15 protein-coding genes are annotated in these 26,398 nt (G+C 41.0%); all 15 read right to left on the reverse strand.

Annotated features, from left to right (window positions below; all coding sequences use genetic code 11):
• Nucleotides 1-11 precede the first annotated feature (11 nt).
• A complete protein-coding gene (locus BMY50_RS18040) occupies nucleotides 12-1,136 on the reverse strand; it encodes a glycoside hydrolase family protein (protein WP_093327555.1) in 1,125 nt (374 codons plus the stop codon).
• 236 nt (nucleotides 1,137-1,372) lie between these two features.
• The gene (locus tag BMY50_RS18045) at nucleotides 1,373-4,147 is read right to left on the reverse strand and encodes a family 78 glycoside hydrolase catalytic domain (RefSeq protein WP_093327127.1); all 2,775 of its coding nucleotides are present in this window, start codon (nucleotides 4,145-4,147) and stop codon (nucleotides 1,373-1,375) included.
• Nucleotides 4,148-4,438: 291 nt separating this feature from the next.
• Nucleotides 4,439-5,992 (reverse strand): glycoside hydrolase family 28 protein, encoded by a 1,554-nt coding sequence (locus BMY50_RS18050; RefSeq protein WP_093327129.1) that lies wholly within the window; start codon nucleotides 5,990-5,992, stop codon nucleotides 4,439-4,441.
• A gap of 10 nt (nucleotides 5,993-6,002) precedes the next feature.
• Nucleotides 6,003-6,983, reverse strand: a complete 981-nt coding sequence (locus BMY50_RS18055; RefSeq protein ID WP_238383810.1) for a sugar phosphate isomerase/epimerase family protein — start codon at nucleotides 6,981-6,983, stop codon at nucleotides 6,003-6,005.
• A 314-nt stretch (nucleotides 6,984-7,297) separates the two neighbouring features.
• A complete protein-coding gene (locus BMY50_RS18060; RefSeq protein ID WP_238383811.1) occupies nucleotides 7,298-8,689 on the reverse strand; it encodes a DUF4974 domain-containing protein in 1,392 nt (463 codons plus the stop codon).
• An 11-nt stretch (nucleotides 8,690-8,700) separates the two neighbouring features.
• On the reverse strand, nucleotides 8,701-9,846 hold the full coding sequence (locus BMY50_RS18065) for a sialidase family protein (RefSeq protein ID WP_093327133.1): 1,146 nt from the start codon (nucleotides 9,844-9,846) through the stop codon (nucleotides 8,701-8,703).
• Nucleotides 9,843-10,526 (reverse strand): DUF3826 domain-containing protein, encoded by a 684-nt coding sequence (locus BMY50_RS18070; protein WP_093327135.1) that lies wholly within the window; start codon nucleotides 10,524-10,526, stop codon nucleotides 9,843-9,845. The genes BMY50_RS18065 and BMY50_RS18070 overlap by 4 nt, the downstream gene beginning before the upstream one ends.
• Before the next feature lie 40 nt (nucleotides 10,527-10,566).
• Entirely contained in the window at nucleotides 10,567-13,344 is a 2,778-nt protein-coding gene (locus BMY50_RS18075; protein ID WP_093327137.1) for a glycoside hydrolase family 78 protein, read from the reverse strand.
• Nucleotides 13,345-13,350: 6 nt separating this feature from the next.
• Complete coding sequence (locus BMY50_RS18080) at nucleotides 13,351-16,128, reverse strand: glycoside hydrolase family 2 protein (protein ID WP_093327139.1); 2,778 nt, start codon at nucleotides 16,126-16,128, stop codon at nucleotides 13,351-13,353.
• Between the two features lie 242 nt (nucleotides 16,129-16,370).
• Nucleotides 16,371-18,221, reverse strand: a complete 1,851-nt coding sequence (locus BMY50_RS18085; protein ID WP_093327141.1) for an exo-alpha-sialidase — start codon at nucleotides 18,219-18,221, stop codon at nucleotides 16,371-16,373.
• A 211-nt stretch (nucleotides 18,222-18,432) separates the two neighbouring features.
• Nucleotides 18,433-19,284, reverse strand: coding sequence for a glycoside hydrolase family 43 protein (locus BMY50_RS18090; protein ID WP_238383812.1), 852 nt, complete (start codon nucleotides 19,282-19,284; stop codon nucleotides 18,433-18,435).
• A 113-nt stretch (nucleotides 19,285-19,397) separates the two neighbouring features.
• Nucleotides 19,398-19,754 carry a four helix bundle protein gene (locus tag BMY50_RS18095; RefSeq protein ID WP_093327145.1) on the reverse strand — a complete coding sequence of 119 codons (357 nt, stop codon included), beginning with the start codon at nucleotides 19,752-19,754 and terminating at the stop codon, nucleotides 19,398-19,400.
• A 28-nt stretch (nucleotides 19,755-19,782) separates the two neighbouring features.
• Nucleotides 19,783-21,189: a glycoside hydrolase family 140 protein gene (locus tag BMY50_RS18100; protein ID WP_238383813.1), complete on the reverse strand. Its 1,407-nt coding sequence runs from the start codon at nucleotides 21,187-21,189 to the stop codon at nucleotides 19,783-19,785.
• A 14-nt stretch (nucleotides 21,190-21,203) separates the two neighbouring features.
• A complete protein-coding gene (locus BMY50_RS18105; protein ID WP_238383814.1) occupies nucleotides 21,204-24,365 on the reverse strand; it encodes a DUF6298 domain-containing protein in 3,162 nt (1,053 codons plus the stop codon).
• A complete protein-coding gene (locus BMY50_RS18110) occupies nucleotides 24,366-26,027 on the reverse strand; it encodes a polysaccharide lyase (RefSeq protein WP_093327147.1) in 1,662 nt (553 codons plus the stop codon).
• Nucleotides 26,028-26,398 lie beyond the last annotated feature (371 nt).

Consider the following 26,398-nt stretch of genomic DNA (forward strand, 5'->3'; position numbering starts at 1 on the left):
TTATACGTATACTATTTTTTCTGATCGATGGGCGGAGCAACAAATTGCAATTGGCTTTTTCCAAGATCTTTTGATGTAGCCACGGCAATACCCCGCTGTTCCTCCTTATTTACCGCACAATAAAAATGATAAACAACTCCCTCATGCTTTAGAACAAAGGATTTATGCGCATATAATTGGTCATAAGGTTCAGATGGCTCGATTAGATTTTCACCTTCCCAATCCGTCCAACGCACTAAATCTTTCGAAGCAGCAAAGCGGTTAAATGCCCCTTTACGATTCTGCCAAAAAGCACCAAAATAAAACATGATATAAGTATCTCCCATTTGTTGTATCACGGCATCACCAGTTAATCCTACCGGATGATGCATCACGGGGGCCGCCAAATAACGTTTCCAATGAATCATATCATCCGAAACGGCCATTCCTATCCGCTCGAACCAGCGCGTTTTTAGATTATTTTCAAGAGAATCTCCATTGGCATTATAGTACATAACAAAGGGGTGGCCCGTCAAACGTCTTTTATCTTGTATAACGGTGCTTTTGAAAAGCTTCCGATTTTCCCACCATCTCACATCTTTATCTTTGGCTGTAAATAGAGGAGCCTCAAGGCGCTCCCATTCATGAGCGATCCATGGCTCTTGTGTAGTATATGCCATTCCGATAGACAGATTACCTGCTTCATATCCTTTTGCATCGCCGCCAAAGTATGACATCCAATACCTTCCATTAAACTTGTTAAGTTTATAACTCCCGCCCCATGTGATGTCCTGTAGTGCATTATATCCAGCTTTTTGGTCGGCATCCCAAGAAGCCTTTTCGGAAAAAGACATCAGCTTTCCTAGGTTTTTCCAGTGTAATAGGTTTTCGCTAGATGCCAACCAGGTTTCATATCCTCGTCCATCAAAAATCAAATAGGTCATATACCATAAATTGTCTTTCCGAAAAACGGTCGGACAGTCCATCTTCTTATCGTTGCTGGGTGGCACCATAACAAGTCCATATTTATACGGGGTTTTAACCTCCTGATAGATACTATCCATTTCTTCGCGTGTAACGCTTGTTTGCTGCGCATAAACGAATGTTTCTTCGCTAAAAAAAATGAAAAGCAGTATTAAATAAAATGGTTTTTTCATGCCTATATTTTTATTTACTTTTCTTTTCCCATAAAAGAAAAGTAACAAAAGAAAACTCGCAGCTGAAAACTTTTCGTGAAACGCTATTGCCGTTACTTAGCTATTGCTAACCGAAAAATTTTGAGGCTGCATCTCCGTGTATGAATGTTCCGCCTACGACTTAGTATAATTATTAATACACCTACTACCACAATTGCCTATGCTACTCATGGCTTTTCGCTTTTCACTCAAATTCATCACTTATTAGTATCTACAACAAAATGGTAGTTCCCGGATCCGATTGCTAGTACAAGTTTATTTCCCTCTCTTCCTAATACTTTTATATCCGCTTCCGCTAATGTTTTATTGCTTTCATAAGTAGTGTCATTTTCCTTACAGGGTACATAGACTTTAGCCGCAGTATTGGTAGGAATGCTTACCACCAGCTCGAAGCGACTATTCATTTTTTTCCATGAAGAACGGATTTGGCCATAAGGGGAATGATAGGATGCTTCAGTATAATCTACATCTCCTACTACTTCTGGATTAATTTCTATTTTATTAAAGGCCACTCCATTCTCTTGCTGTTTAATCCCGGCCAGGCCGCTATATAGCCATTCCATTAGATGTCCCAACATAAAATGATTATTAGAAACGCGTTCCAGCGCTTGCCAAGATTCAGTTAGCGCCGTTGCTCCCTTCGCTAATTGATAACCATAGCCCGGCACATCGGTTCTACTGTTCATATCATAAATAACATCCGAATGCCCTTCCTCTTCCAGCACTTTTAACACATAACGATAGCCGATATCACCTGCCGTTAAGGCATTTCCTCGTTTACGAATATCCGCTAGGAGGTTTTTAACTACCGCATCTTTATCGGTAGAATCAACTAACTGCATATAAACGGCCATCGCATTTGCCGTTTGACTGCCCGTAGCATATTGCTTTGTAGAAGAATTAAAAAATGTTGTATTAAAGGCAGTCCTTACCTTTTGTGCGAGTACCGTATATTCTTCTTTTTCCGCTTCATATCCCAACATTTCGGCAATTCCTGCTAATAGCCGTAGATCATAATAATACATAGCTGTCCCTGTTACACCCATCGGTGTTAACTGCGAAACACCTGGTGGTTTTGGGCCAAGGTCATACCAATCGCCTAAACCTTGCCTTAAAATATGATCCTCTGCTTTTGAACTCAAATACCTGATGTATTTCTTCATCATCGGATATGCGGCATATAATACCTCTCTATTACCATACCATTTGTATAAATACCAGGGAAGGATGATACTGGCACTCCCCCATTCCGGTGAATCACGAAACATCTCTCCTCCCCAGTTAAATTCTACGAATTCGGGAGCAATCTCCGGTACCAAACCACTGGTTAATTGGGAATTAATCATATCGTTCACAACCTTTCTTAGCAGTGTTGCAATATCATAATTATAGCGAACGGAGGCACCCATCAGATGTGTTTCTTCAAGCCATCCCAATTTTTCACGATGTGGACAATCCGTAAATACACTCACCATATTGCTTTTTATCGCCCAGTCGATTAAGGCATGCGTTCGGTTAAACACGCTATTTGACGTTTGAAAAGTACCTGACTCTTTTGCAGCATTGCGCGTATGTAAACCTACTAATGAAAGTATTTGCGGTAACTTGTTTGACAAGGCCTTCTGTTTAGGCACACCCCCTCGTAGCTCAAGGTAACGAAACCCATAATAACTAAAACGGGGTTCCCATATTTCTTCACCATCTCCTTTTAACACATATTCGAAGTAATAAGGACCGCCGCTTGCTTTTTGAGTAACGCAACCATTTTTGAGTAATTCACCTGGATATACACGAATGGTATCTCCTCTATTTCCTTTCACGTGTAATCGAATAATACCGGAGGCATTCTGACCAAGATCATACACCCAATTTCCACTAGATGCTTGTTCAATTCGTTTCGGTTCAAAATGCTCAAAAACCTTCAAGGGTTCTGCCATTTGTGGATTTAACTGCGGGGGACCGTCTACCACAATAGCTTGCTTCCAGCTTTTATCATTGAAATTTTCGTTATCCCATCCCGTTTGTTCTAAACGAGCATCATAATCTTCTCCTCCATAAATGCTAGAAAAGGTGATCGGACCTTTCGCTGTTTTCCATTGATTATCACTGACGATGTCTTGCGTACTTCCATCTTGATATCGAATATTTAGGCGGGCAATCATTTTTGGATAACCAAAAGCGACCTTTTGTTTCCTGTAACGGCCCTTTACAGGCGGAATATAGTAAAAGCCATTTCCTAACAATACGCCTAATACATTTTCTCCATTTCTTAATTGCTCGCTTACATCGAACGTTTCATATAACGCCTCTTTATCATATTTGGTCCAACCTGCATCTAGAAAATGGTCGCCAATTTTTTGCCCATTTATATGCAGTTCAAAATGCCCAAGACCGCTAATAAACAAGGTAGCCCGTGCAATTTTCTTTTGAACCTGAAACGGCTTGCGAAAGATTGGTAATATATTATTATCCTGATAAGTGTCTTTTTTATCACTTTTGGGCAGAGGGTCAACTCGTTCCTGTGCTAACTCCTCATAGGCAATCCATTTGGCATTTTTCCAGTCCTTCGCATTAAACAACCCCATCTGCCATTGCGAGGGGGCAGACCATTCCGACTGATTTCCATGATTATCCCATACTTTAACGCGCCAGTAGTATACTTTTGTGGCTTGCAATTCCTTCCCTGAATAAGATACTTGAATAGATTCTTTCGATGCTATTTTGCCAGAATCCCAAATATTGCCCTTACCTTTTAACAACTCATTAAGATTGTCTGACACTAAGATGTAATAGAATCCCTGGCAGGTATTTCTTAGTGTACTCACTAGCTCCCAGCTAAAGGAGGGATGGACTGTTATAAGCCCTTTGGGATTTTCTTTATATTCTGTACGCAAATTGGCTACCGATAATTCGTTAGCATAAGCGTTAGCGCAACAACATACAATGATAAAGAATATAATTATCCGATTCATCCATTAAGCTTATTTAAGCGTATCAACTAAATAATATCGCCTGGTTTAAGGTTAGCCTTAATTACAAAGATAGGTGGGATTTCTCTTCTGTGCTTATAGCAATTTTCCCTTATTTTGTAGGATCTTATCTTTAAATGTTAAAGATACATTTTATAAAACTATTCAATCTGACCCGTCCATTTATTTAGCCTCTGCTTCTCTTTTATTTACCCGAGCGACAAATAACTAATACAAAAATACTAAGAATCAAGCATCAAGAAAGAAATGCAAGGATGCTAAACAACGAAGGTATCAATAACTGATATTCTTTAGGGAAATGGCATGCTCATCTTCCACATCGGGCATATCAAATAAAATTTTTTTAGTTGGTATGTCAAATTGCACACCCTCGAAGCCAATGTTTTTTATATTTAGTCCATGCAAGGTATCGTCTTTACTCTTCAATAGGGCATTTGTTAGCTGAATATTTCTAGCGTCTGTCGCCTCAAAGAGCTTTTCTGAATTAGATTGCACATTGCGAATCATTACATTTTCTAATGGAGACTCCGGGATACCATCTATGCGAACAAACTGTGATGCATTTTCAATGATAAGATCTTTGATCTGAATATCTTTGAAATGCGGCGTCAACTTATTAACAGCAATTTTTGTTGATCTATCCGCCGCGGCACCCACATGAACTGCGCTTCCCAACATATCCCATCTTAGGGCTGTTTCGCCTACATTCATTCTGATACGCTCATAATATAACTTTTCTCCTCCTCCGCCCCTCGGTCTTCTTGTTTTGAAACGTATTCCGTTACCTTCATTGTTGAATACACAATCATGTACATATAAATTGCGAATAACACCTGCCGTCTCACTACCTATAGTGATGCCTCCATGCCCTTTCTCCGCCAGACAATAACGTACTACTACATTTTCAGTAGGTTTATTAACACGTAATCCATCCCAACCCCGCCCTGCTTTCATTGCAAGACAATCGTCCCCTGTCCGCAACGTGCAATATTCAACCAATACATTTTTGGAGGATTCGATATCGATACCATCTCCTCGCGGTATACCTATCGAATTAATTGTTACTCCACGAATTATTACCCGATCACAATATTGAGGCACTATATTCCAAAATGCTGTTCTCTCCAAGCTTATTCCCTCAATTAAAACATTTGTACAATTAATGGGAGCAATGAACATAGGAGGAAAAATAAAGCCCTCGTTATTACCATCGTATACCCGTTCTTTTACCGGCTTATCAAGTGCCACTACATTTTCAATCACATCATGCGTCATAATTCGCTCTCTAACAGAACCTTCGGCCGGCCCTACCAGCTTTCCCTTCCCTGTTACCGCTATATTTTCTTGCCCATTGGCGTAAATACATGCTCCTAATGACATTAATTCTATGCCTTCGTTCCGGGTAAAGACAACAGGTAGATAATCTTTAATCTCCCCACTAAAATAAAGTTTAGCACCTTCAGACAGGTACAGGTTCACATTACTTTTTAGACTTATTCTCCCCGTGTTCCATTTACCGCTAGGTATGATCACCTTACCTCCGCCGCTTGCAGATAATTCATCGATCGCTTGCTGGATAAGACCTGTTGCCAGCTGTCCTTTTTTGAGCCCCCGATCTTCAATAGATATAGACCGTGCAGGAAATGTTGGTTTCCGTAAATTTATCGTTGGAAATGGTGCTGATATGGCCGCGATTGTATCCGGCATTCTTGCAGCGCCTACGGCATCGCTTGTCGGGATATGTGACAAACTATTCAGATCAACGCTGGCCTTAGGCTGACAAGCATTCAATAAGCATATAACAAAGATCCAATGGAACAAGCGCATATCATTTTGATTAAGTTTGAAAAATCAGTTTCATATAACGTGTATTAGCGCCAAAATTAGCTTTCACATTACGAGGGTCGTTTGCATCTCTTGACCGCTCGATAACCAGCCAACCTCTCCAGCCCATATCGTCTAAGGTCTGTTTCACCTGGCGCATATTTAAACGTTTATTATTTTCGAGCCATACTCCATCTTCGTCTGTACAATGTATTTGACAAATATATTCTTTGCCCAAAATCTGTAGTTCCTGATGTAGATCGCGTCCATTCTTTAGTGCATTCGAAAAGTTGAAATAACTTCTGATATGGGTTGAACCGATGTCATCCAAAAATTTCTTTTCTCCTTTGGCATCTAGCGCCGTTTCTATACCAATGGTTACCTTTTCACGCGCCGCCATTTTTCCTATGACTTGCAAACGCTCCACTAATATCGGCCGTAGCTCGGGATATTGATTTAAGTCGCATTGTATACCCAAGGGAAGAAAAGCTATCTTAACGCCCATCGCTTTCATAGTGTCGATACAGTCTTGTACCATTTGCTGATAAGTTGGTCTTTTGGCTAGCGACTGCGCATAAAAACCTGTCATCGCCAAAGAACATATTTCAATGTTCAATGCTTTAAGCTTATCCAAATAAGCCTTTCGGATTACCGGGTCTCCTAATTTACTGTCAAACGTATCTCGGTTGCCTAAACCTCCCATATCCACTTCTACACCGTCCGCACCGAGCTCATGAGTCAGATCGAGTGCACTGATTTTTTGCCTTTTCAGCATCATCAAGTCTATGACGCCTATTTTATAAGGATTTTTAGGTGCTGCATAGATAGTATTAGGTAATAAAGCTGCTCCCAAGGTCATGGTAGCGGCTTGATGTAAAAATTTTCTTCGGTCTATTGTTTGTACAATTAACTTCATGAGTAGGAATTGAACGTTTTTTAATTGTTTTTTATTAATCGTGTTACTTTCTTCCGCAGAAAGTAACCAAAGACTCATCGCTTGGAACTTTGCTACAATGCTAGTGCATCAACCTACAAACCGCAAATTTCCTAGGCGATCTTTATGTCGAATGTAGGTTTTCTGCAAACAGTTATTTAGGATTTGAGCGTGGAAAAAACGACCTTGTAGGATACGGCGGCAACGAGCAGCAAAGCATCTGTAGAGCCGAGTATGTTGCTTTACCCAAGCGGATTGACAAAGCGAAGCGGCTCCAATACACGCCATAAATGCTTTGCAATCAGGTGCAACGTAGCATACAAAGTCTTGATTTTGCTCAACTTTTATCAAGAAAAGTTGATTAAGAAAAAATTTCATGGAAACAACCTCTCTAAATTTTCGTAACCTTTTAAGGCGTTTGCCGGAAGTTTTTCTCCCTTCTCACCGAATACATATAAGGCCTTTTCGTCTTCAATGGTACATTTACTTTCATCATAGTTTCCTTGTTTATCCTTCACTGCCTCTTCATTTAAACCAAAATACTTAATCAGAAAATCGTACACTGGTTTACGTTTTGAAAAACCAAAATCATGACCATCTTGAGGCAGATGTACATTCTCCATCACCTGTGATTTTCCATAATAGCTGTACATATTTTGCAAATAGGGAAAATCATGCTCAGGCATATGTGCTGTCCAATCTCCTCCGTCAGAAATGACTAGTTGTGGATTAGGTGCTGCCATGGCCGCCAATTCAACGTTATTGGTTCCGCCACTGCAAAGATGAATCGGCATTCCGCTCTCGCAGGGACAACCACCGTAGAAATAAGAAGAAAGAGATACTACAGGAATACTTAGCTTGATACGTGGATCTAATGCGGCCATCAATACCGTTTGACTGCCTCCGCCCGAGCCTCCACAAATAGCCACGCGTGCTGTATCGGCATCTGGCAATGTCAATAAATAGTCCAAAGCGCGAACGGCCCCGAGTGTTTGTATCGTCTGCGATAGGCTTCTCCGATGGTCCTCATATTTAAATTGTAAACCGGATTCTCCCCAGCCAAATAAATCATAGCTAAAAGCCATCGCACCCATTCTAGCTGTCATCGCAAAACGGATCTGTGCATCTTTACGGAATCGATGTCCTTGCCAATGTCCATCTGGACTTAAAACGACGGGAATCTTCCCCTTTACCTTTGCCGGCTTATATAGCGAGCCATTTACATAGACGCCGGGCAGAATTTCCAGTGCGATGTTTTGTACGGTATAGCCGTCCATTTTCCTGACCGTTGTTACAATAGGCTTGGATATCGGTTTAGCTGGTAGTGGACTTAACTTTAAAGCCTTCCATAATGCTGTTCTCAGACTATCTTTTCTTAATTCCCAACTTGCTTTATCATGGTACCTAGAAGCCAACGTGTCAAGCTTCGTCCAACCCTCTTTTACCGGCCAGCGGTAGTATTCATACTCCTTTAATTTATAGACGCCTTCTTTTTCTTTGTTCACTTTTAAATCCAGCGGACTTAGCACTTGTGCCAGCGTTTCGTCAACTGTTGGTCTAAAACGCCAGAGCGCATAGGGTAAAAGACGATCTTTCACCTGATTCTCATCATACTTAATTTTAACACCAAACTGCTCTTCTATTTTTTGCAATACGTCTTTTAGGGGCATACGATATTGATCGTCTGTGTTTTGTGCCTTTACTGAAAAAGAACCTAGCATGATGACAGCAAAGAATGCGCAAATTACCTTAAGCTTTATATTCATAATGAATTCGATTAATCCTCTTCTTTTTTGTATTCATCGAGTTGAGGAGCGCTATACCCTTTTACTTTTGGCCACTTGCCATTTTTTATGGCTCTCAGCTTAAGCTCATTCGGATCAACCACCACATGTTTTATTTTCTCTCGTCGCCAAGTATAAATAAAATGCAATAATCCATCCTTCGTTTGTATCACCGCGGGGTATGAATACTGACTAATGGGCGAATCTTCTAATATCAATGCGGCCGACCAATTTTTTCCGTCTTTTGAAACCGATACATTCAAGGGTGTTCTAGGGCCTTTCGCCAGATTCCCAGGAGGAAGGACATGATTATAGACTAGCACATGGCGACCATCACCCATCGTAACTGCATCTGTACCTGAATTATTATTCGGCAGGCTGGTCTTCTCCAGTGGCGACCAAGTCTCACCGTTATCGGTCGACCATGACTGCACCAAGGATCTGTTACGGCTACGGGCTAAAAGTTGCAACCTATGATTACCATGTACCAGGATGCTCGGTTGAATCGCATCTATGCTATCCTTTGCGGCTAACGGACCAATTTTACGCCATGTTTTTCCAGCATCACCTGTTACTTCAAAATGGATCTTCCAGCCGTTACCTTCGGTGCTACTAGGACAAAAAAGTTGACCATTATCTAACAAAATTGGCTTATTCTTGACAGGACCAATGTTATCGTTGGGTAATTTTTCGGCAGCCGACCAAGTTTTTCCACCATCTTTAGACCGTTTCAACATCCCCCACCATTCAGAAGGCTTGGGTCCTACTTTGTAAAATAACAGTAAATCACCCTCGGGCACCTGATATAGAACCGGATTCCACGTAGGTAAACGCTTACCATCGGGCTGCACCCCATCTGCCGCGGATACCGGTGCCGTCCACGTGTCGTCTTCTTGTCGGCATACGTAAATCTCTACATCCGGGTGACGTTCCTTTGTCCCACCAAAAAATGCAGCTACTAAGCCCGTTGGTGTTTCGGCAATCGTTGCCGAGTGGCAGGACGGAAATGGGGCCTTCTCATATAAAAATTCCTCTTTTATAATCCCGTCTTTCCAAATTTGTTTCTTTTGGGCATGTAGGTTTATACCAAAACCGAGCAATAGCGCGGTCAATAACTTGATTTTTATAATAATCTTCATGACTTTTTATCTTTTGCTTTCTTGGCTTTTACACCATCTACATAGGTTTTAAATAGTTGGTGCCAATTTCGACCATTGGCATTGAAATATTGTTCAATCTTCGTTTTATATATCTCGAAGATAGCCGAAATCTGTTTCATACTCTTATAATCCACTGCCTGCTCACGCGCTTGCTCCAGATTTTGTTTGATGATTTCCCGCTCTTTGGCCGTTAAATCTGCGACAATAGCCTCGTAACCTTTCGTAGTAAACGCCACCTTTCCTACTGTGTATTTATCGAGTATCATGGAAACCTGAGGCTCCGTCAGATCTTTTCGTAGCCCCACCATCAGCTGTTGATGGACCTCAGCAGGCATAGCGCTATCAGCAATCATTTGACGGTCTAACTCACTCAACTTATTTCCTGTAGCCGGATTGATACCCGCCGGCACCTCTGTAAACGGGTGGCTATTGTGCCAATTACGCACTGCTTTAAGATGCCTACTGATCACCATCTGTAGCCGATCTTCCTTCGCTTTATCCGACAACTGTAGGCCATCAATCCATTCTGTTGCCTTTTTTTCCTGCTCAGCATCCGACTTCGCTAAACGGTCTGCGGTATCGTCTTGGGCATGGCTTATTAAGGCAAATAGCGATAATGTTAAGAAGCTTAAAATTCTGATGCATTTTAATGGTTTCATTTACTTTATATTATTAAAAAGATTTACGCTCATTCATCATTCATAGTTCATCACTCATAGTTAAATTAACGCTAAATCGATAAGTCCCGCTCCCCGCTTCAAACACACTACTGCCATTGTCATCTTTCACATACCGCAAACCTTGCACATCTTCGATTTTACGTTCATTTTCATAAATCCCTCCCTTATCAGCAGTTGGAAAATAAACCAAGGCTGTTGTGTTACCGGGTATCTGAATATCCCATTGTAATACATCCTTTTCCTTTTTCCAACTGCTTTTAATCAATCCATAATTTGAACGGAAGCTCCCCGTCGCTTGATTGAGCGGATTGTCAAAATCAGGTTTCATCCGTATTTGTTTAAATCCCGGTTTAGCGGCCTTAATTCCAAGTACATTTTCGTAATACCAGATCAATAAATCCCCTAGCAGCATCACATGGTTCTGCGAATTCATAGCGGGGTTCGCTGTGTCACCATTCCAAAGTTCCCATATCGTTGTTGCCCCATTTTCCGCCATATATCCCCAGCTTGGATAACTTGTGTTGGTTGCCAATTGAAAAGCCAAGTCGGGCCGGCCATTATTGCTTAAGCCCCTCATGAGATATTGTGTGCCGATTACGCCTGTACTGATATGCCCCTTATTTTCATGCGTGATTTTCTCCACAATGTTTTCAAAAACCAACTTTCGATGTTCTTCGGGAACCATTTCAAAGTAAAGCGGCAATAGATTCGCGGTAACCGTTCCATTACTATATTGGCCTGTCGATTTATTTAAGAATCGCTGATTAAAAGCTTCTTTTAAACGTGCTGCCTTTTCCTCAAAAAGCTGTTTATCTGATTCATTTCCCACCAGATCCGCAAAGCCCCGCATGAGTTGTATGAGGTGATAATAGGTCGCAGAAGCCAGTAATACGCCATCTGTTTGGCGGTTCGGATCTTTTGAATGTATCAATTCTTTGGACTCCGGTGGTACGCACCAATCACCATACTTATCTTTCGTAACTAAGCCATCTTCTTCATAGTTATCCCACATATAATCCATCCATTTCTTCATGGAAGCATAATGCTTTTTGATAGCATGCTCATCACCATACTGTTGATACAACATATCAGCCACCGATAAATAAGTCCCTGGCCATGTGACATTATCACTGTAATAGCGCCAAAAAGCAGGAGCCACATCAGGAATACTCCCATCGGCCATTTGAGCAGCCTGAATATCGTCTAACCACTTAGCATACAGTTTGGCATTGTCAAACAAAAAGCTCTCACCATAGGCGCCAGTCGTTCGATCCCCCAACCAAGGCTGCCGTTCATTCCGTTGCGGACAATCGATCGGCATCCCCTTGTAGTTCCCCGCTATACCCCACCATGCATTTTTGAAAATTGCATTCAGCATAGGTTGATCGCTTGAAAACGTTCCGGTAGTCGCCAGCGCATCATACACAACCATGCCTTCAAAATCATTTAAACTAGGTTTACCAGGATATCCAGTAACCTCTACATAGCGAAATCCATGATATATAAAACGCGGTTCCCAGCTTTCCTGATCGCCCCCCTTTAGTGTATAGCTATCTGTTACCCTTGCATCTCTTAAATTTGCAACAAATAAGCTTCCATCTTGCTGTAGTGACTCCGCAAAGCGCAACTTGACCCTTGTTCCAGCAGCTCCTTTTACGTGAAGCTTAACCCACCCCGTCATATTCTGTCCCATATCTATAATATAGATTTCAGCAGTCTGTCGATGAATAGCTTTTGGTTTCAACGTGTCCATCACCTGCATAAACTCATTCATTTGTGCACGAGGCATACCTCCAGGTTCTTGGACAAAGCTTGCTTTTAACCAGGCATTATCTAGATAACCTACGGTGTTCCATCCTGTTAATTCCTTCGTCGCATCATATTCTTCGCCATCATATTCGTTGTTTGTGCGAATAGGCCCATCGGCAGTCACCTTCCAAGAATCATCTGTGCTTATATAATCTTTTGAACCATCGGCATATTCCAACTCCAGATTAAGTCGCATTTTCGGATAACCAAATGTTTTTATTTTATAGGGTTTATATGCTTGACGCATCGTATAATAACGGCCATTTCCTAAAATGACTCCCATCGCATTCTTTCCAGTAAGCAACTTATCTGTCACATCAAAGCTATTATACTTGACGTCTTTTGTATAATCTGTTGGTGCTGGTGCCAACACCTGTTTACCAATTTTCTCCCCATTTATGTAGAGCTCATAGAGCCCTAAACCAATGATGTAAACTTTTGCGCGTTTAATCTTCTTTTTTGCATCAAACTCTTTGCGGAAATATCTTGCGGATAATCGGGAAAACTGATCTTCACGGTCCCAAGGAAACGAACGATCCAATCCGATCCAACGACCCTTCCAATCATTGTAATTTAGTAAACCGACACTCCAGGAAGCCACGTCGCTCCATGCTGACTCTCCCATATTGCTCCAGATCTTGACACGCCAATAGCAGTGATCACGACTTTGAAGCTGTTTCCCTTTATAAGGGATATATACACTGCTGTCTGTCTCTACTTTTTTAGAATCCCATAAATCAGCATTTCCTTTTGTTAGCAAATCAGGAGATGACCCCACTTGAATTTGATAAGCTACTTGTTTAAGTCCTCTTTTATCACCTGCTATTTCCCAACTGAGCCTTGGTTGTCTATTGTTTACGCTTTCGGGATTCGTTAAAAGCTCGCAACGTAACTTTTTTACCTGCACAAGATCGCCCGCCATCGCCAACAGAGATGGACTAATGGTAAGCAGTATCGCTACGTATGTGATGATCTTCTGTTTAAACATCTGTCATTACTTCTCGGTAAAGTCGAAATACAAGGTTAGCTCTTTTGCACGAGTAGGGTCCTTTTCATAATCATAGAATATATTCTTCATACCCATCGGACCAGTATTTTCCCTTTTTTGCGTCTTTGTTCCTATACCACTAATTCCCTGCATAAAAGAGATGTCGCCCGTAGGAAATACCAGATCATAGTTTTTCCAGGGATCTTCTTTATGTGCGGGTGTGTATAATCTTAAAAACACATCTTCATCAGGTGTCACAACCTTAAAGGAATGTCCTTTCGTTTGAAACAAACTCCAATACATATTCGCATGATATCCTTTAAACTCAGGGTACAACCAAGGTGCCTCTCCTGTTTCGCTATCATTATAGGCTTTTGTCCAAACACCGAATGTCTGTCCTTTTATCCTATTTTTCCATACCCTGTAGGGGCCCATTCCCATATACTGAACACTCAGCATTTGCTCTTTTGGAGAAGAAAAGTTAAGTCCGACAAAATCTGTAAAATAGTCTCCTGGAAAATAGCGAACAAATAATTTAATCCAACCAGAAGGATAGATAGTCCACTCCAACGTATTGTAACTCGATTTTTTATCAAAAGAGGAATTAATAATCAAATGACCGTTTTCTTTGCGATAGGTGAATTTACCGAAATTGTTTTCTCCCTGCTGAAGTATGGGGCCATTGTTAAATGGAATATCTCCTTTTCCATTGGAAACCTTCTGTAAAATACCCGTTCTATTATTAATATGGATAGTCAAGTCATTTGTTTGGATAATATATAGAGAATCCGTTTCCTCCATTTGTATAGCTTGGTTGCCATCCGTTTGTATGAAATTTTCGGCAATTTCTTTTGGCCGGGTAGTAGGAAAAGACCACGTAAACAACTCTTTCCTATAGGGATCATAAGCCGTCACATATAACACGTTAAAAATATTCCAATTACTTGGTAGGTCGAGCTGAATATTGCCTTTTTCAAAAGGCTTAATATCTGGCGCTTTAACTAAACCTCCAAGCGAATCTATAGCTTCTCCATGTATATCCCATTTCTTTAATTTCCATGTAAAAGAACATTGGTTGAGGTTGGTAAAAGCATATCGATTTTCGAGACGCAAAAGGCCATTGAAAGTGGATGTTATTTCTTTTCTTTCTAGGAAGATTGGGCTCCATATTTCTTTAATCGCATAAAAACTGCCCTCTTTTTCGCGATGCGGCCCTACAATCCCGTCTGCGGCATGATTGCCGTCAGTATCTATTGAATCTTTTTTATCTTTTCGTACAACACCCTGGTCGGCAAAGTCCCATAAAAAGCCGCCGGCCGACAAAGGATCGGCCCACATGTGTTCCCAATAATCTTCTAGTCCAGCTCCATGACCACCATCATACATGCCATGCAAAAATTCGGTGGGCATCACAATTTCTCTCCCGTTATTATAATTGCCAATGCCATAGTTGTACTCCCGATAGTGCTGTGTTTCAATACCTCCAAATAACTGCCATGGATGTATAACGGGACGCTTTTGCATATCTTCTTGTAGAAAAATGCTATCTAAATCAAAGTTGTGCCCTCCCTCATTGCCATTTGCCCATATTACAATAGATGGATGATTCTCGTCATGCATCATCATTTCTTTTAATAATTTAGTACCTATTGGCGTATCATAGTGGCCGTGCCAACCAGCTAATTCATCCATTACAAAGAGTCCTAAGGAATCACAAACATCCAAAAAATGATCATCCGGTGGGTAATGCGACATGCGTACTGCATTCATATTCATGGCTTTCATCAACTCAACATCTTGAATGCTTATTTGCTTGCTGGTAGTTCTACCAGTTGTTGGCCAAAAGGAATGCCTATTCACTCCTTTAAATTTCATCTTCACCCCGTTAACATATATACCGTCCCGCGCACGCACTTCAACTGTTCTAAAACCAAATCGCTTTTTTATTCTGTGCACCACTTTATTTTTAGCATATACTTCAAAAACAGCTTCATACAGCGTAGGAAACTCGGACGACCATAGGGAGGGGGCAGCAATAGTCGTTTGAAGATTCACCTCCTTTTGTTCGGGAGAAATATCTTGAGAGAAGCTTTGTCCAATAGCCTTCCCATCCGATGAATAGATTTGGCAAACAATTTTATTTCCCTTACCGTGGAATAATAGTTTTGCTTTGAAATCACCACTTGCCTGTGCGTCGATAGAAACGCGTTCTATATGCACTGTGGGTAATATTTCCAACCAAACCGGACGAAAAATGCCACCGAACAACCAAAAGTCCCCCTGTCTTTCTGCAGCATTTACAGAACTATCAGCAGAATGTTTGGCAACCTTTACCTCTAACAGATTTTCTTTGTCGTAGCGTAACAGTTTCGATATATCATATTTAAATGCATAATAGGCTCCCTGATGAATTGGCCCAGCCAATTTTCCGTTTATTTTAACCTCTGCATCCGTCATCACTCCTTCAAAGACCAAATTAATCTGTTTATTCTTCCAACTGGGTGATACCCGAAAGGTATGCTTATATAAGCCCTGCTCCTTGCTTATTTTTTTTGCCTTGTCAAAGCCATAGTTATATCGGCCAAACCCTTCTAGTTCCCAATTGGAGGGAACCGGTATTTTGGTCCATTTACGCGCGTTATTTCCTTCTGTGCAATAGAACTCCCATTCTACCTGTTTATCATTTCCGGTACCCGACAAATAAACACGTTGAGATTCTTGAGCTAAAGAAAGATTAACAAAAAACAAAGCAGCTAAAAAAAATGATTTTTTTTTTCGTATCATTAAGCTTATAACTTCTATTTTAACATATCTTAATTCGTGTTACTTTTTTCCGCAAAAAGTAACCAAAACTTAGCGTAGCGATCTAATGAATTCCTTTGAAAGCTAACACTTATTCATAAACTTCTGGCTGAAAAGCTTCTTTCAAAGAATGTTCGACTACTTAGCCTCAGCTAACCGAAGCTTTTGAGGCCAGATCTTCGGTATTGAGCGGCCATAAGCTCGAACTTTCACATGCATTTCCATTACCCAGGTTCGGCACTGAATTCGGTGATATAATAAATTGCTTCTTTCTCCTGCTCTCCTGCATTCTTTAAGTCAAAATCCTGATCCGTTGGTGTATCTGCATCCGGAAACCGTCGTACTTGACCTGTTCTGAAAGCAACACGGTTAATACTCGCCACTGGTGCAAAAAATATTTTAGTCCCCGTCTGCTTGCCATTCAGAGTCACTGTATACGAACGGGTGCTTACATCTAAATTTAATTCAATCTTTATCGGCTTACCCGATTCATAGCTATCCAGTTTTGAATCGCGGTACCCGGCTTTCGTCTTGAGCAAACTATCTTTATCCAAAATTAAACGGACAGCAGCTTGTCCTTTAGGGTCCAAAAACTCCACATGTAATACCCCATGATCTGTTTGTTGAGGAAGCACTGTAAATTTGACTGCCAGTTTTTTGCTGGTAGGTACAACACGTTCTGCTTTCGCATAATCAAAGGGATCTTTATCATGCAGGGTTAAAGCTTTATGGCCATTAGGCGCTTTTTCTATTTTTACAGAAGCCCAAAGCGGACTGTAAAGATTCCAGTAGGTTAATTCCTCACCATTCGGAAGCTGAGAAAAAACTTCATGAACAGGTTGATCAACATGATCTTTAACCGGTATTGGGATACGTGCTACCCACATATCTTCCTTATTCATGCTATAGGATACCCACATCGACTCACCGGGGGGAGTACCGTTTCCTTCGACAATACCTCTTACGTATTGCGGACCATACGATTTATAATTACCGCCATAACGCATGGAAGAAATTTCACCGTTCACCAATAACAAATTTTTATAATGAATACCGTCATCGCTGGTCGATATCGCCAAAGGCCATCTAAACTCTGAAGGGTTATATACCGTGGCGTAACGTCCATCTTTTGTCCGTTGCCCCCATATTTTTGCATTGCTATTCACAAAGCCAGGAGCTCGTAAAGGATCGTATGCCCATGTTTTTCCGTCATCGGTACTGATGGATGTAAGCGCATGCTTCCATAACCCCACGACGTTGCCATTCGGTAGATGATAAAAATTAAAGGCTTTTATCGCCCGCTTCAAGGGGATTAATGGATCATCACGATCGGCCTCCTCTACCCATTGCTGCACCATTAAGGGCTGTGCTAATAACTCATTACAAGCTTCTACAAAACCTTTATCCTTGTTCGATGTATAGAAAGGGAAAGCGGATAGTTTTTTATCCCAAGAGGCATTGTTCCGAATAAAATGAATCGGTCCGAAATTACCATCTTTATATACCTCTCTTATTACTCTACCAATACCGTTGCCATCATTCGGATCATCTTTTGCGTCCATCGCCACACCGTAATAGCCTAACACGAATAAGCGATTGCTTTTCGATACATAAAAACCCATGCGCTGATGCATGATGGCGTAGAGATCTTTGGCGACCTTATCATTTCCTTTTTTCTTCCAACCATCGGGTATTTTATAAGGTGGGAAAACCACCACGGGATCAGACCATTGATAACCATCCTTCGACGTCTGTAATAAACTTTCGCTTGGTGGAATATGCTCGCCAACGGGATCGCTCAAAAACTCCAAGAAGAATTGATTATTCCAATAAGCCAACATCGGCTGATGGTTGTAGGTCCAGTTATGCCCTCCTGCCAATTCTGGATGCTCTCTATTGGTGCGAAATACCTGTATGTTATGTACGCCAACGGCTGGACTTAACTGGCCGTGGTGATAATCGACATTAGATAAAGTGTTACCTGTATACTTTACGGTATCTTGTGCGGCGGCAGTTATCCAACATATGAAGGATATACTGGAAAACACTATTGTTGTTTTTAGTTTGAATGACATTAGTCTTTTATTTTTTATTTAGTTTACTTTCTTTTTCCGCAAAAGAAAGTAACAAAGAAAACTCTCGGCTTAAAATCTTCTGTGAAAGTTTCTACCATTACTTAGACCATGCTACCCGAAGCTTTTGAGGCCGATTGTTAGCTTATGAAAGTTATTCCTTCGAGCTTTTCTAAATTCGTTTTTACTCATTCAAAAATCTTCTTAAGGATTATTAATCATGATTAACAAGGTCTTTCAATCCCTTCAAAACGTCTCTACTTGCTTTGAAAATGGTACCATGTTTATGTCCTTCCGGAATACTAACCTTCTCATCGATCGCTTTAAATTCTTTAAAATCTTTAGTAGCAATCGCTTTATATTTTTTGTCACCATACGAATCAAAGTAAATGAGGTAATCTGTTGCAGCTTTCACAACTGTTGGCCCCTCTGTTTTCATACCGGAAAATGATTCAGAAACATCATGGTATGGGCCTATAGCTTGCTCGGCAAAAGCTACTTTCAAGTTACGATTTGGACGCGTATTATCTTTCAGCACCAGCACATAGTCTTTTGGCTCTCTCTTCACAATTACTGCATCGATTACGCTGAAGCCTGGATCAAGAAATAGCTGTGCCTTGCTGAACGACTTAAAGTCGGTAGTAGTTGTGTAATATATACGGTGATTATTCTTTTCTTCCTCCTCGCCCTTCTCAAATCGATAGGGAATAGTTGTTGCCCATATAATAACATATTGCTTTGTTTCATCGTCATAAAAAAGTTCCGGTGCCCACACATTAACAGCAGTTGGCTCATGTTCCATCACCGGAATAAAACGTTGTTCAGACCAGTTTATTAAATCTTTTGATTCGGCGTAACCAAAACCTTTATCACCTTTCCAGCTACAGGTCCATACCAAATGAAATAAGCCATCCGGACCGCGAACAATTGATGGGTCTCGCATCACCTTTTCAGTACCGACCGTCGGCTTTAGAAATACCTGCTTTAAGTCGTTCCAATGATAAGCGTCATCACTGTAAAGTAGGCGTAAGCCTTCATCAGCTGGTTCATGAAAAGAAGTAAACATGTATATATCTTTAGAGCATGACGATAAAAATCCTGCTAGCACGATTAACATGAAATATTTTAATGAACGATGAACGTTCTTGAATGATGAATAATGAGTGATGAGTGATGAATTCATAATTTACCAAGTTTTTTCTTAACCGTTAGTATGGAGCTTTTTAGGATTAGTAAAATCTCACTTCCGTATTTAGTAAGTAGTTCGAATGTATCTTTTTCCAGATAATCTGACTGAAACAATAATTCAAGCCAATACAGTGTTTCATCACATTCTTTTTGTGCGATAGCAAGCTTATGAATAAAGTCCATTTTACTTTCAGCGTTATTTGCTTCCCTTACCAACGCGCCAATTGCGGTGCCGCTTCTCAATAACTGTTTACTTAGCACAAATTCCTTTTTGTCGCCGGAAAGTTGTTTATAGACGTTGATGATCTCTAGTGCAAATTGAAAACTCTTCTCCTTTAAAATACTCATAACTCATCGTTCATAACTTATCACTAAATTAAATCGCCTCCAAAACCAACACCCAATCATTCCCGTCCTGCTTGCCACCGGGGGTCTCAAACGTTTGAACACCTTCATTCGCTATCTCATTGATAGGCGTATATTCACCTTTACGGGGATCAAACCAAGAAGCCTTCAATTTGGCAGCTGACAATTTCGCTGCATTAACTTTAATTGTGCCACCATTATAGGTATAGATTAATGCATAATCCTTACCTCGTGTGGCCACTTTGTAATCATATTTTTCACCATTCTCGGCTAGTAACGATTGGTCAGGCACGCGATCCAAAAACGACTTGGACAACATCAGTTCTTTCAGATACTGCATTTGTCCTGCTCCCGGATTCTTGATAGCGTCTTGCCATAATTCGGTTGCTCCATAAGCTGCAGTTGAATCGCTATCGCTTTCGTTCAGAAACTGCATGACAGAATTATTACCATAAGTAAAGCCAAAGGCACCAGAAAATACCGACCAATAAGCGTATCGGCGGATATCTTTATCCGTCCACCTTGGTTCCTTTGGATCATGCAACCCTTGCGGAATTCCTTCATAAGACGGTTCCCCATCAATGGTTGGCTTTGTTGGCTTCAGTTGATAGTCACCTTGTACGAAGCGCCAATTATCTTCACCGTAATGATTCGTTTCATCAGCCGAAGTATCTTGATCATAGCGCCTATGTCCCGATTGGAACATATTAAAATCTAACCAAGGTTCTTCATGAAACCATTCAGAAGAGGTCGTACGCCCTCTAGGGTGGAAGGTAATAAGGTGGTTGGAATCGAGTTCGTTTAATGTATTTCCTATAGTCTTCCAAACTTGAATCGAGTCGCTTCCTTTAAGATCACCTCCATTTAACCAAATAATATTTGGAGCAGACGTGTAACGGTTAGCAAGAAAACTGGCGTAAGCTTTCGCCTGCTCCGTTGTAACGCCCCCCTCTTTTACATTGGTACCCCAAACGGGCACTAAGGCCATATAGATATTTTTTTCAGCGGCTTTTTTAACAGCGTAGTCTACCAGTTGCCAATAATTAAGCTTTGTCGAATCCTGCTGCGCAGCCGCATCTCCACTATTGGGTTTCGAAACATCGTGCGCTATAAGAGCGGAGTCCCCGTATACGTTCTTGCTTGATAAACTATGCAATAACATCACCTGGATCACATTAAATCCTTTTTGTTTACGATCTTCAAGGTACTGATCTATTTCTTCCTTTGTGAGTTTACTAAATAATAACCAGCCGGTATCACCTAACCAAAAAAAAGGTTTACCATCTTCGGTCACAACAAAACGCTGATTATCGGAAACTTTTAAACGTTGCAGTGATGCCTCTTGTTGCTGCTTATTGGTACAGGCAACGATCGCTATCAAAGCAAATAAAATCACATAGGTGCTAGATTTCATCATAATTATATTGGTTATTAAGCATGGTGCAACCACACAATGCTTGGATTAGTATCTTGTAATTGAATTGTTTGTTTTTTACCGCCGTCGACTTTCCGTTCTCCTGTAATTTCTCCTGTTGTGGCATTGATATAGCTTATAACGTACTTTCCTTGCTTGCGAGCTAAGTCGAGCTCAATTTCCTGCTGTCCATCTATATAAATAATTTGCTCATTATCTCCCTGAAGGATATAGACTCCATTTTCTTCACTTGGTCGTGGCTTCATATGTTGGGCTGCCGATAAAAAATCAACAGGCAGTGTGGCTGGGATAGCTGCTAATGATCCACCGCCCATGAATACTGCCCAGCCGTTACTTTCAGCGCTATTAGCGGAATAGATTACTGCTTTATCTGGGTAACGTTCGCGATAGGTTGAAACCGCCTGAAAAACTTTTTCGAATGAAGTCTTCTTTGGTTTAAACAAACGCGCCTGTTGACGTGGTGCCAGATGTTGTCCCCCTTTTGGTTCGTAGGTATTTCCGTCTGCTTGTTCATACCAGTATCGAATATCAATCACATTGATTATCTTACTTCGTTTAGCGTCACTTAATATAGCGTCTTGCACATCTTTTGTGGTACTCAATCCAATAAGTGCTTTTTGTTTATTTTCTATTTCCCATTCCCTGATGATATCCAGCCAAAACTGGACAAAATGGAGCGGTCCGGTATATTCAGCACCTGTTAATTGAAGCACTCCTTTATTCTCCTTGAAATTATCCAGGCATTGTCTAATATAAGCACGATGAATGGATGCGCGGTCATTACTGGGAACATCATAGAACTGAGCATCCATGAAAATACGCTTATCGCCCGCATAAGGAGGGGGTTCGGGAAAACCGGTTTGATTTATATTGTTCGCACTCCGCCACGGGAAATCAGCATAATGCGCACCTGCTTCGATGATATTATGCTGAAAATAATTTTGATGTACCAATAAAATATCCTGTTGCGCTGCTAAATTGGCAAATGTTTTTAATCTAGACCAGTACCATTTGTTGTACTTGGTTAAATCATACTTACTTAACCCATCCCAAGCCTTTTCTTTTCCACTGCGTGCGAAAGGCAATTCATAGAAGGGAGGCCATACCTCACCATCCGTTCTGCGGATACGTTCATGGTCATCTCTTCTTCTATCATACCATAAACCGTAGTTATGTTCAAAGGCAACTACCTGATGCGCCCGCAATGTATCGATTACCGAAGCGAGTTCATCCGTGAGGCCATTACCTATCTGTCCAGGAACGAAGCGTGTGATATGCGGACGGGCTTTCGCCAACCAATATCGACGGGAACTTCCGTTCCACCATTGTACATCTTGTCTTTTTCCTATTAATACTCCCTTATGTCCAACCAACCAGCCATTCTCTACATGGATCGCCGATGTAATAGACGCTTTAGCCTTCTCAGACACCCTTGCCATCACCTTTGCACCATTCGCCTGTAGTGAAATAGGTGTTCGATCCTTTGCTTGGTCAATAAATTCACTGAGTGTTAATAAGGGATTATTCGCTAACTGTGTCAATTCTTCCGCAACGTCCACAGATGGACTGCTGGAAGCTTCCGTTTCAGCTGGCATTAAAATCATTCTTTTATCAGCAACCACTTCGCCCAAGCGCTGTTTCAATTGCGCATAATATAAGCTTTGTGGTTTAATGTGTTCGTTAGACTGCTCCCAATAGCCATCACCCGCAAATTGTGCCCATGTACCAAAAGCCCAATTTTGTGCGGTTGGAGGTTGGTAACACTCCACGCGTGCAGCTGAACATTGCCAAAACACACTATTTGCCGCGGCCCAACCTGCACCATTTCCATCTTGCTCCAAGTTGGCAAAACGTAAGGCCTGTCCATCAATATTCATGCAATCAAAGAGATTGCCTGAAGACCAACTATCAACTGCACCGCTAAAGCTGAATGGTTGTACCGATTGGCATTGCACAAAGGCATTCGGTCCCGCAGCCATGAAACCAACGGCGTAATCATGATAGCCCTGTTCAGCATATAACCGTTGAAAAAGTGTCTGCTGCCCACTTGTGAAAAACGTATACCTTCTTTGCCCTCCTATTTCCGAAATCGGTTCTAACGATTTACAGTCTTCAACAGTAATACGTTTTCCCGTTTCAGCGATGAATACTACCGAACCTGCAAAATGTTTAAAATTCACCTGCCTTACCCATGCGTCTTCCACATTTTCCATCGTAATAGCCATCCACCGATGATCTTCATCTTTGGGGTTTGAAGTATCATAAGTCGATTCTAGGCTTAAATTTTCGATACCGATGTTGCGAACACGCCCTTTCCACTCATATGTGCTGATCATTGCCGCTTCATCATCCTGATCCAACGCCGTTGTAATGGGCGCATCTATGTAAATCTTATGCCCTTCGATTTTAGTGATCTTTCTATCCCAAAAAATATCGCGTTGCCCCGGCTTCCAACCTAATGCGGTAATACCCCCACCAAAATGATCGGTTTTCAACGTCCGAATCCATTTATCCGAAGACGGCCTATGGATGGTGATTTCATCGCCTTTCTTAAATACCGAACCGTTCTTTACCTCAAAAGCCATCGCATTGACCGGAACATATGATGTACTAATATCTTCCTTATAGTGATGGACACTATCCATTATGCCTGCAACTCGAATTAATGTCTCCCTGTTTTTCCCTGATCCTATCAATTGCGTACCATCCGTACCAGCACCACTTCCACGCAATACGATACCTGAAACAGGAATCATTAAATTCCCGACAATTTGATAAGTACCCTTTTCAAGAAGTATGGCACCACGAAATCCATTTTTATTGAGCGGAAGTTTGGCAACATAGTCGATGGCAGATTGGATGGTGGCAGTTGCATCTTCCACTTGATGCTTAATAACTGCTTTCACTTCGACAAAAGGAATTTCCTCATTCCCAGCTTTATAGCCACTATAGGAAAAATCCGGAATCCTATTTCCTAGGCTATCTGGTATGTATGTTAGTTTATTTTGCTCCCACTTCAAGGGAGTTTCGGCTACCTCTTGCCCATAAATAATGTTACCCTTACCTAAGCTGAGCGCAAAGGTAAGGGAGAACATCAACCAACTACTAAAACTACAATAAACCATATTAAACCAATCGCAACCAGCGATAATCTTCAATTAATTTTTAGCAATAACCGGGGCCACCGTTTTTATATCAACCAAGCTATTCAAATAATTCTCAATATTGGTATAACCATTCGCAGCATATTTGGAAGCATCGCTTGGATCATTCGGATTCAAGCCATTCTTTTTCTCCCATTCGTCTGGTAGACCATCTTTATCGGCATCCTTGTAAGGAGTTCCTTTGTATTCAGGATAACCACCTACCTGACTAATGTCTGTTATAATTCCTTGTTTATACGAATCAATTGGCAGACGACGATGTTCAAACTGCGTCGTTGGCAATTTTACATCTTTTATATAATTTATCTTTCCTGTTCTTACCTGCTCGATCACACGCGTGTCTACTGGATCTCTTTTTGGAAGCGTTGCGCCTACATTTTCCAAAACGTAACTATAAGCTTTTTTTGTTGGCATAATACTAATATCAGCCATAGGAAGTGGTTTATCATAGCGCATTTTAGCAAAGTAGGTTTTGGCCGTTTCAAAGTCCATTTCATTTCCATCTTTCCCTTCAATCTGAACACCACCATCCCAATTATCTTTTGTTACGCGCTCATTCCCCTCCACAATATTACCTTCCATGTGCACGCGCCCAAAAACAACATAAGGCAATTTGCTTCTACCAGATTCAGGTTTCAAAATACGGTATCCCACAGGTGAATCCTTCGGTGTTAAAGGGCCCGGTTTGTAATAGTTATTTATAATATTGTACAATGCTTTATAATCACCACCATCCGTTGAGCGGTGTACCCAGTTAAAGACTACATTATTCGCAAAGTTGAACACACCATTCCAGCCGATTGATGGATTTCTTCCAGCGTTATCCGCCCACAGGTTACGCATAAAAGTACAGTTTTCTCCACCCAATGTGCTACCAAATGCATGATTCCAAGTATCTAGTGCTTCAGAAAATATGGAGTTCTGAATGGTAATATTTACGGTTCCAAGTTTTTCTTCTGCTGCTTTACCCGTACTATCATTATACATATGACGATACATGGACATATTCTCATCTAGTCCCCAACTTGCGGATACATGGTCAATCATGATATTGCCAACGGGGTTTCCGCCAATTGCATCATCTCTTCTGCCAACCCAAGTTTCTCCCCTTCTAAAACGCATAAACCTAATGATCACGTCGTGCGTATTGATCCACACCGATTCGCCCGCCACGCATACTCCATCACCTGGAGCAGATTGACCAGCAATTGTTATATAAGGTGCTCTAATGATCAAAGGGGTTTTCAGTTTTATAATTCCTGCTACATTGAATACAATCGTTCTAGCGCCCCCTTGCTCACACGCTTCCCTCAGCGTTCCAGGGCCATTATCGGCTAAGCTGGTCACTACAATAACTTTACCCCCGCGTCCGCCAAAAGAATAGGCTCCTCCACCTTCTGCGCCGGGAAATGCAGGCACTTCGGCTTGCCGTAAATCAATTGCTTTTGCTGCCCAGGGTATGTAAGGTTTCCCATTTTTAGCCTCCTCTTCAATAATCGGCAAAGCCTTTTGCCAGGCAATTTCTGATTGCCACTCGGCAGCTTTCATCAACGAATCACTCGACCGCTTTACGTCCGCAGGTATTTTTGGATATTGAGCATATGTTGTGGTTGCAACCCCAATCAATAGTGGCACTATTAAAAAAAGTTTTCTCATAAGTTTATAGTAATTACTAAATAAGGTTAGTGTTTATCATTCCATTTTTATAAGGGAATGAACCTTTGGTTAACTATATATTATCAAATATCGTCAATATGACACTATATATTCTATATAATTTTGACTCGATATTATAGGATATTATCTATCACTAATTTATTACATTTCTTATAACGAGTTTCCAATTGAGCAATTATCCTTCTATTAAATACCCAAAGAACATTAGATATCCTTTTTCTAGGTAAAAAATATAGTTAATATCCTATGCTTAATTTAGACATAATTCATTTTTAAACAAAAAAGCGGCATAAACCAATAGGTTTATACCGCCGCATTCATCAAAAAACTAAAATTTTTATACTGGTTGA

The organism is Olivibacter domesticus (genome assembly GCF_900109575.1).
Taxonomy (GTDB): domain Bacteria; phylum Bacteroidota; class Bacteroidia; order Sphingobacteriales; family Sphingobacteriaceae; genus Olivibacter; species Olivibacter domesticus.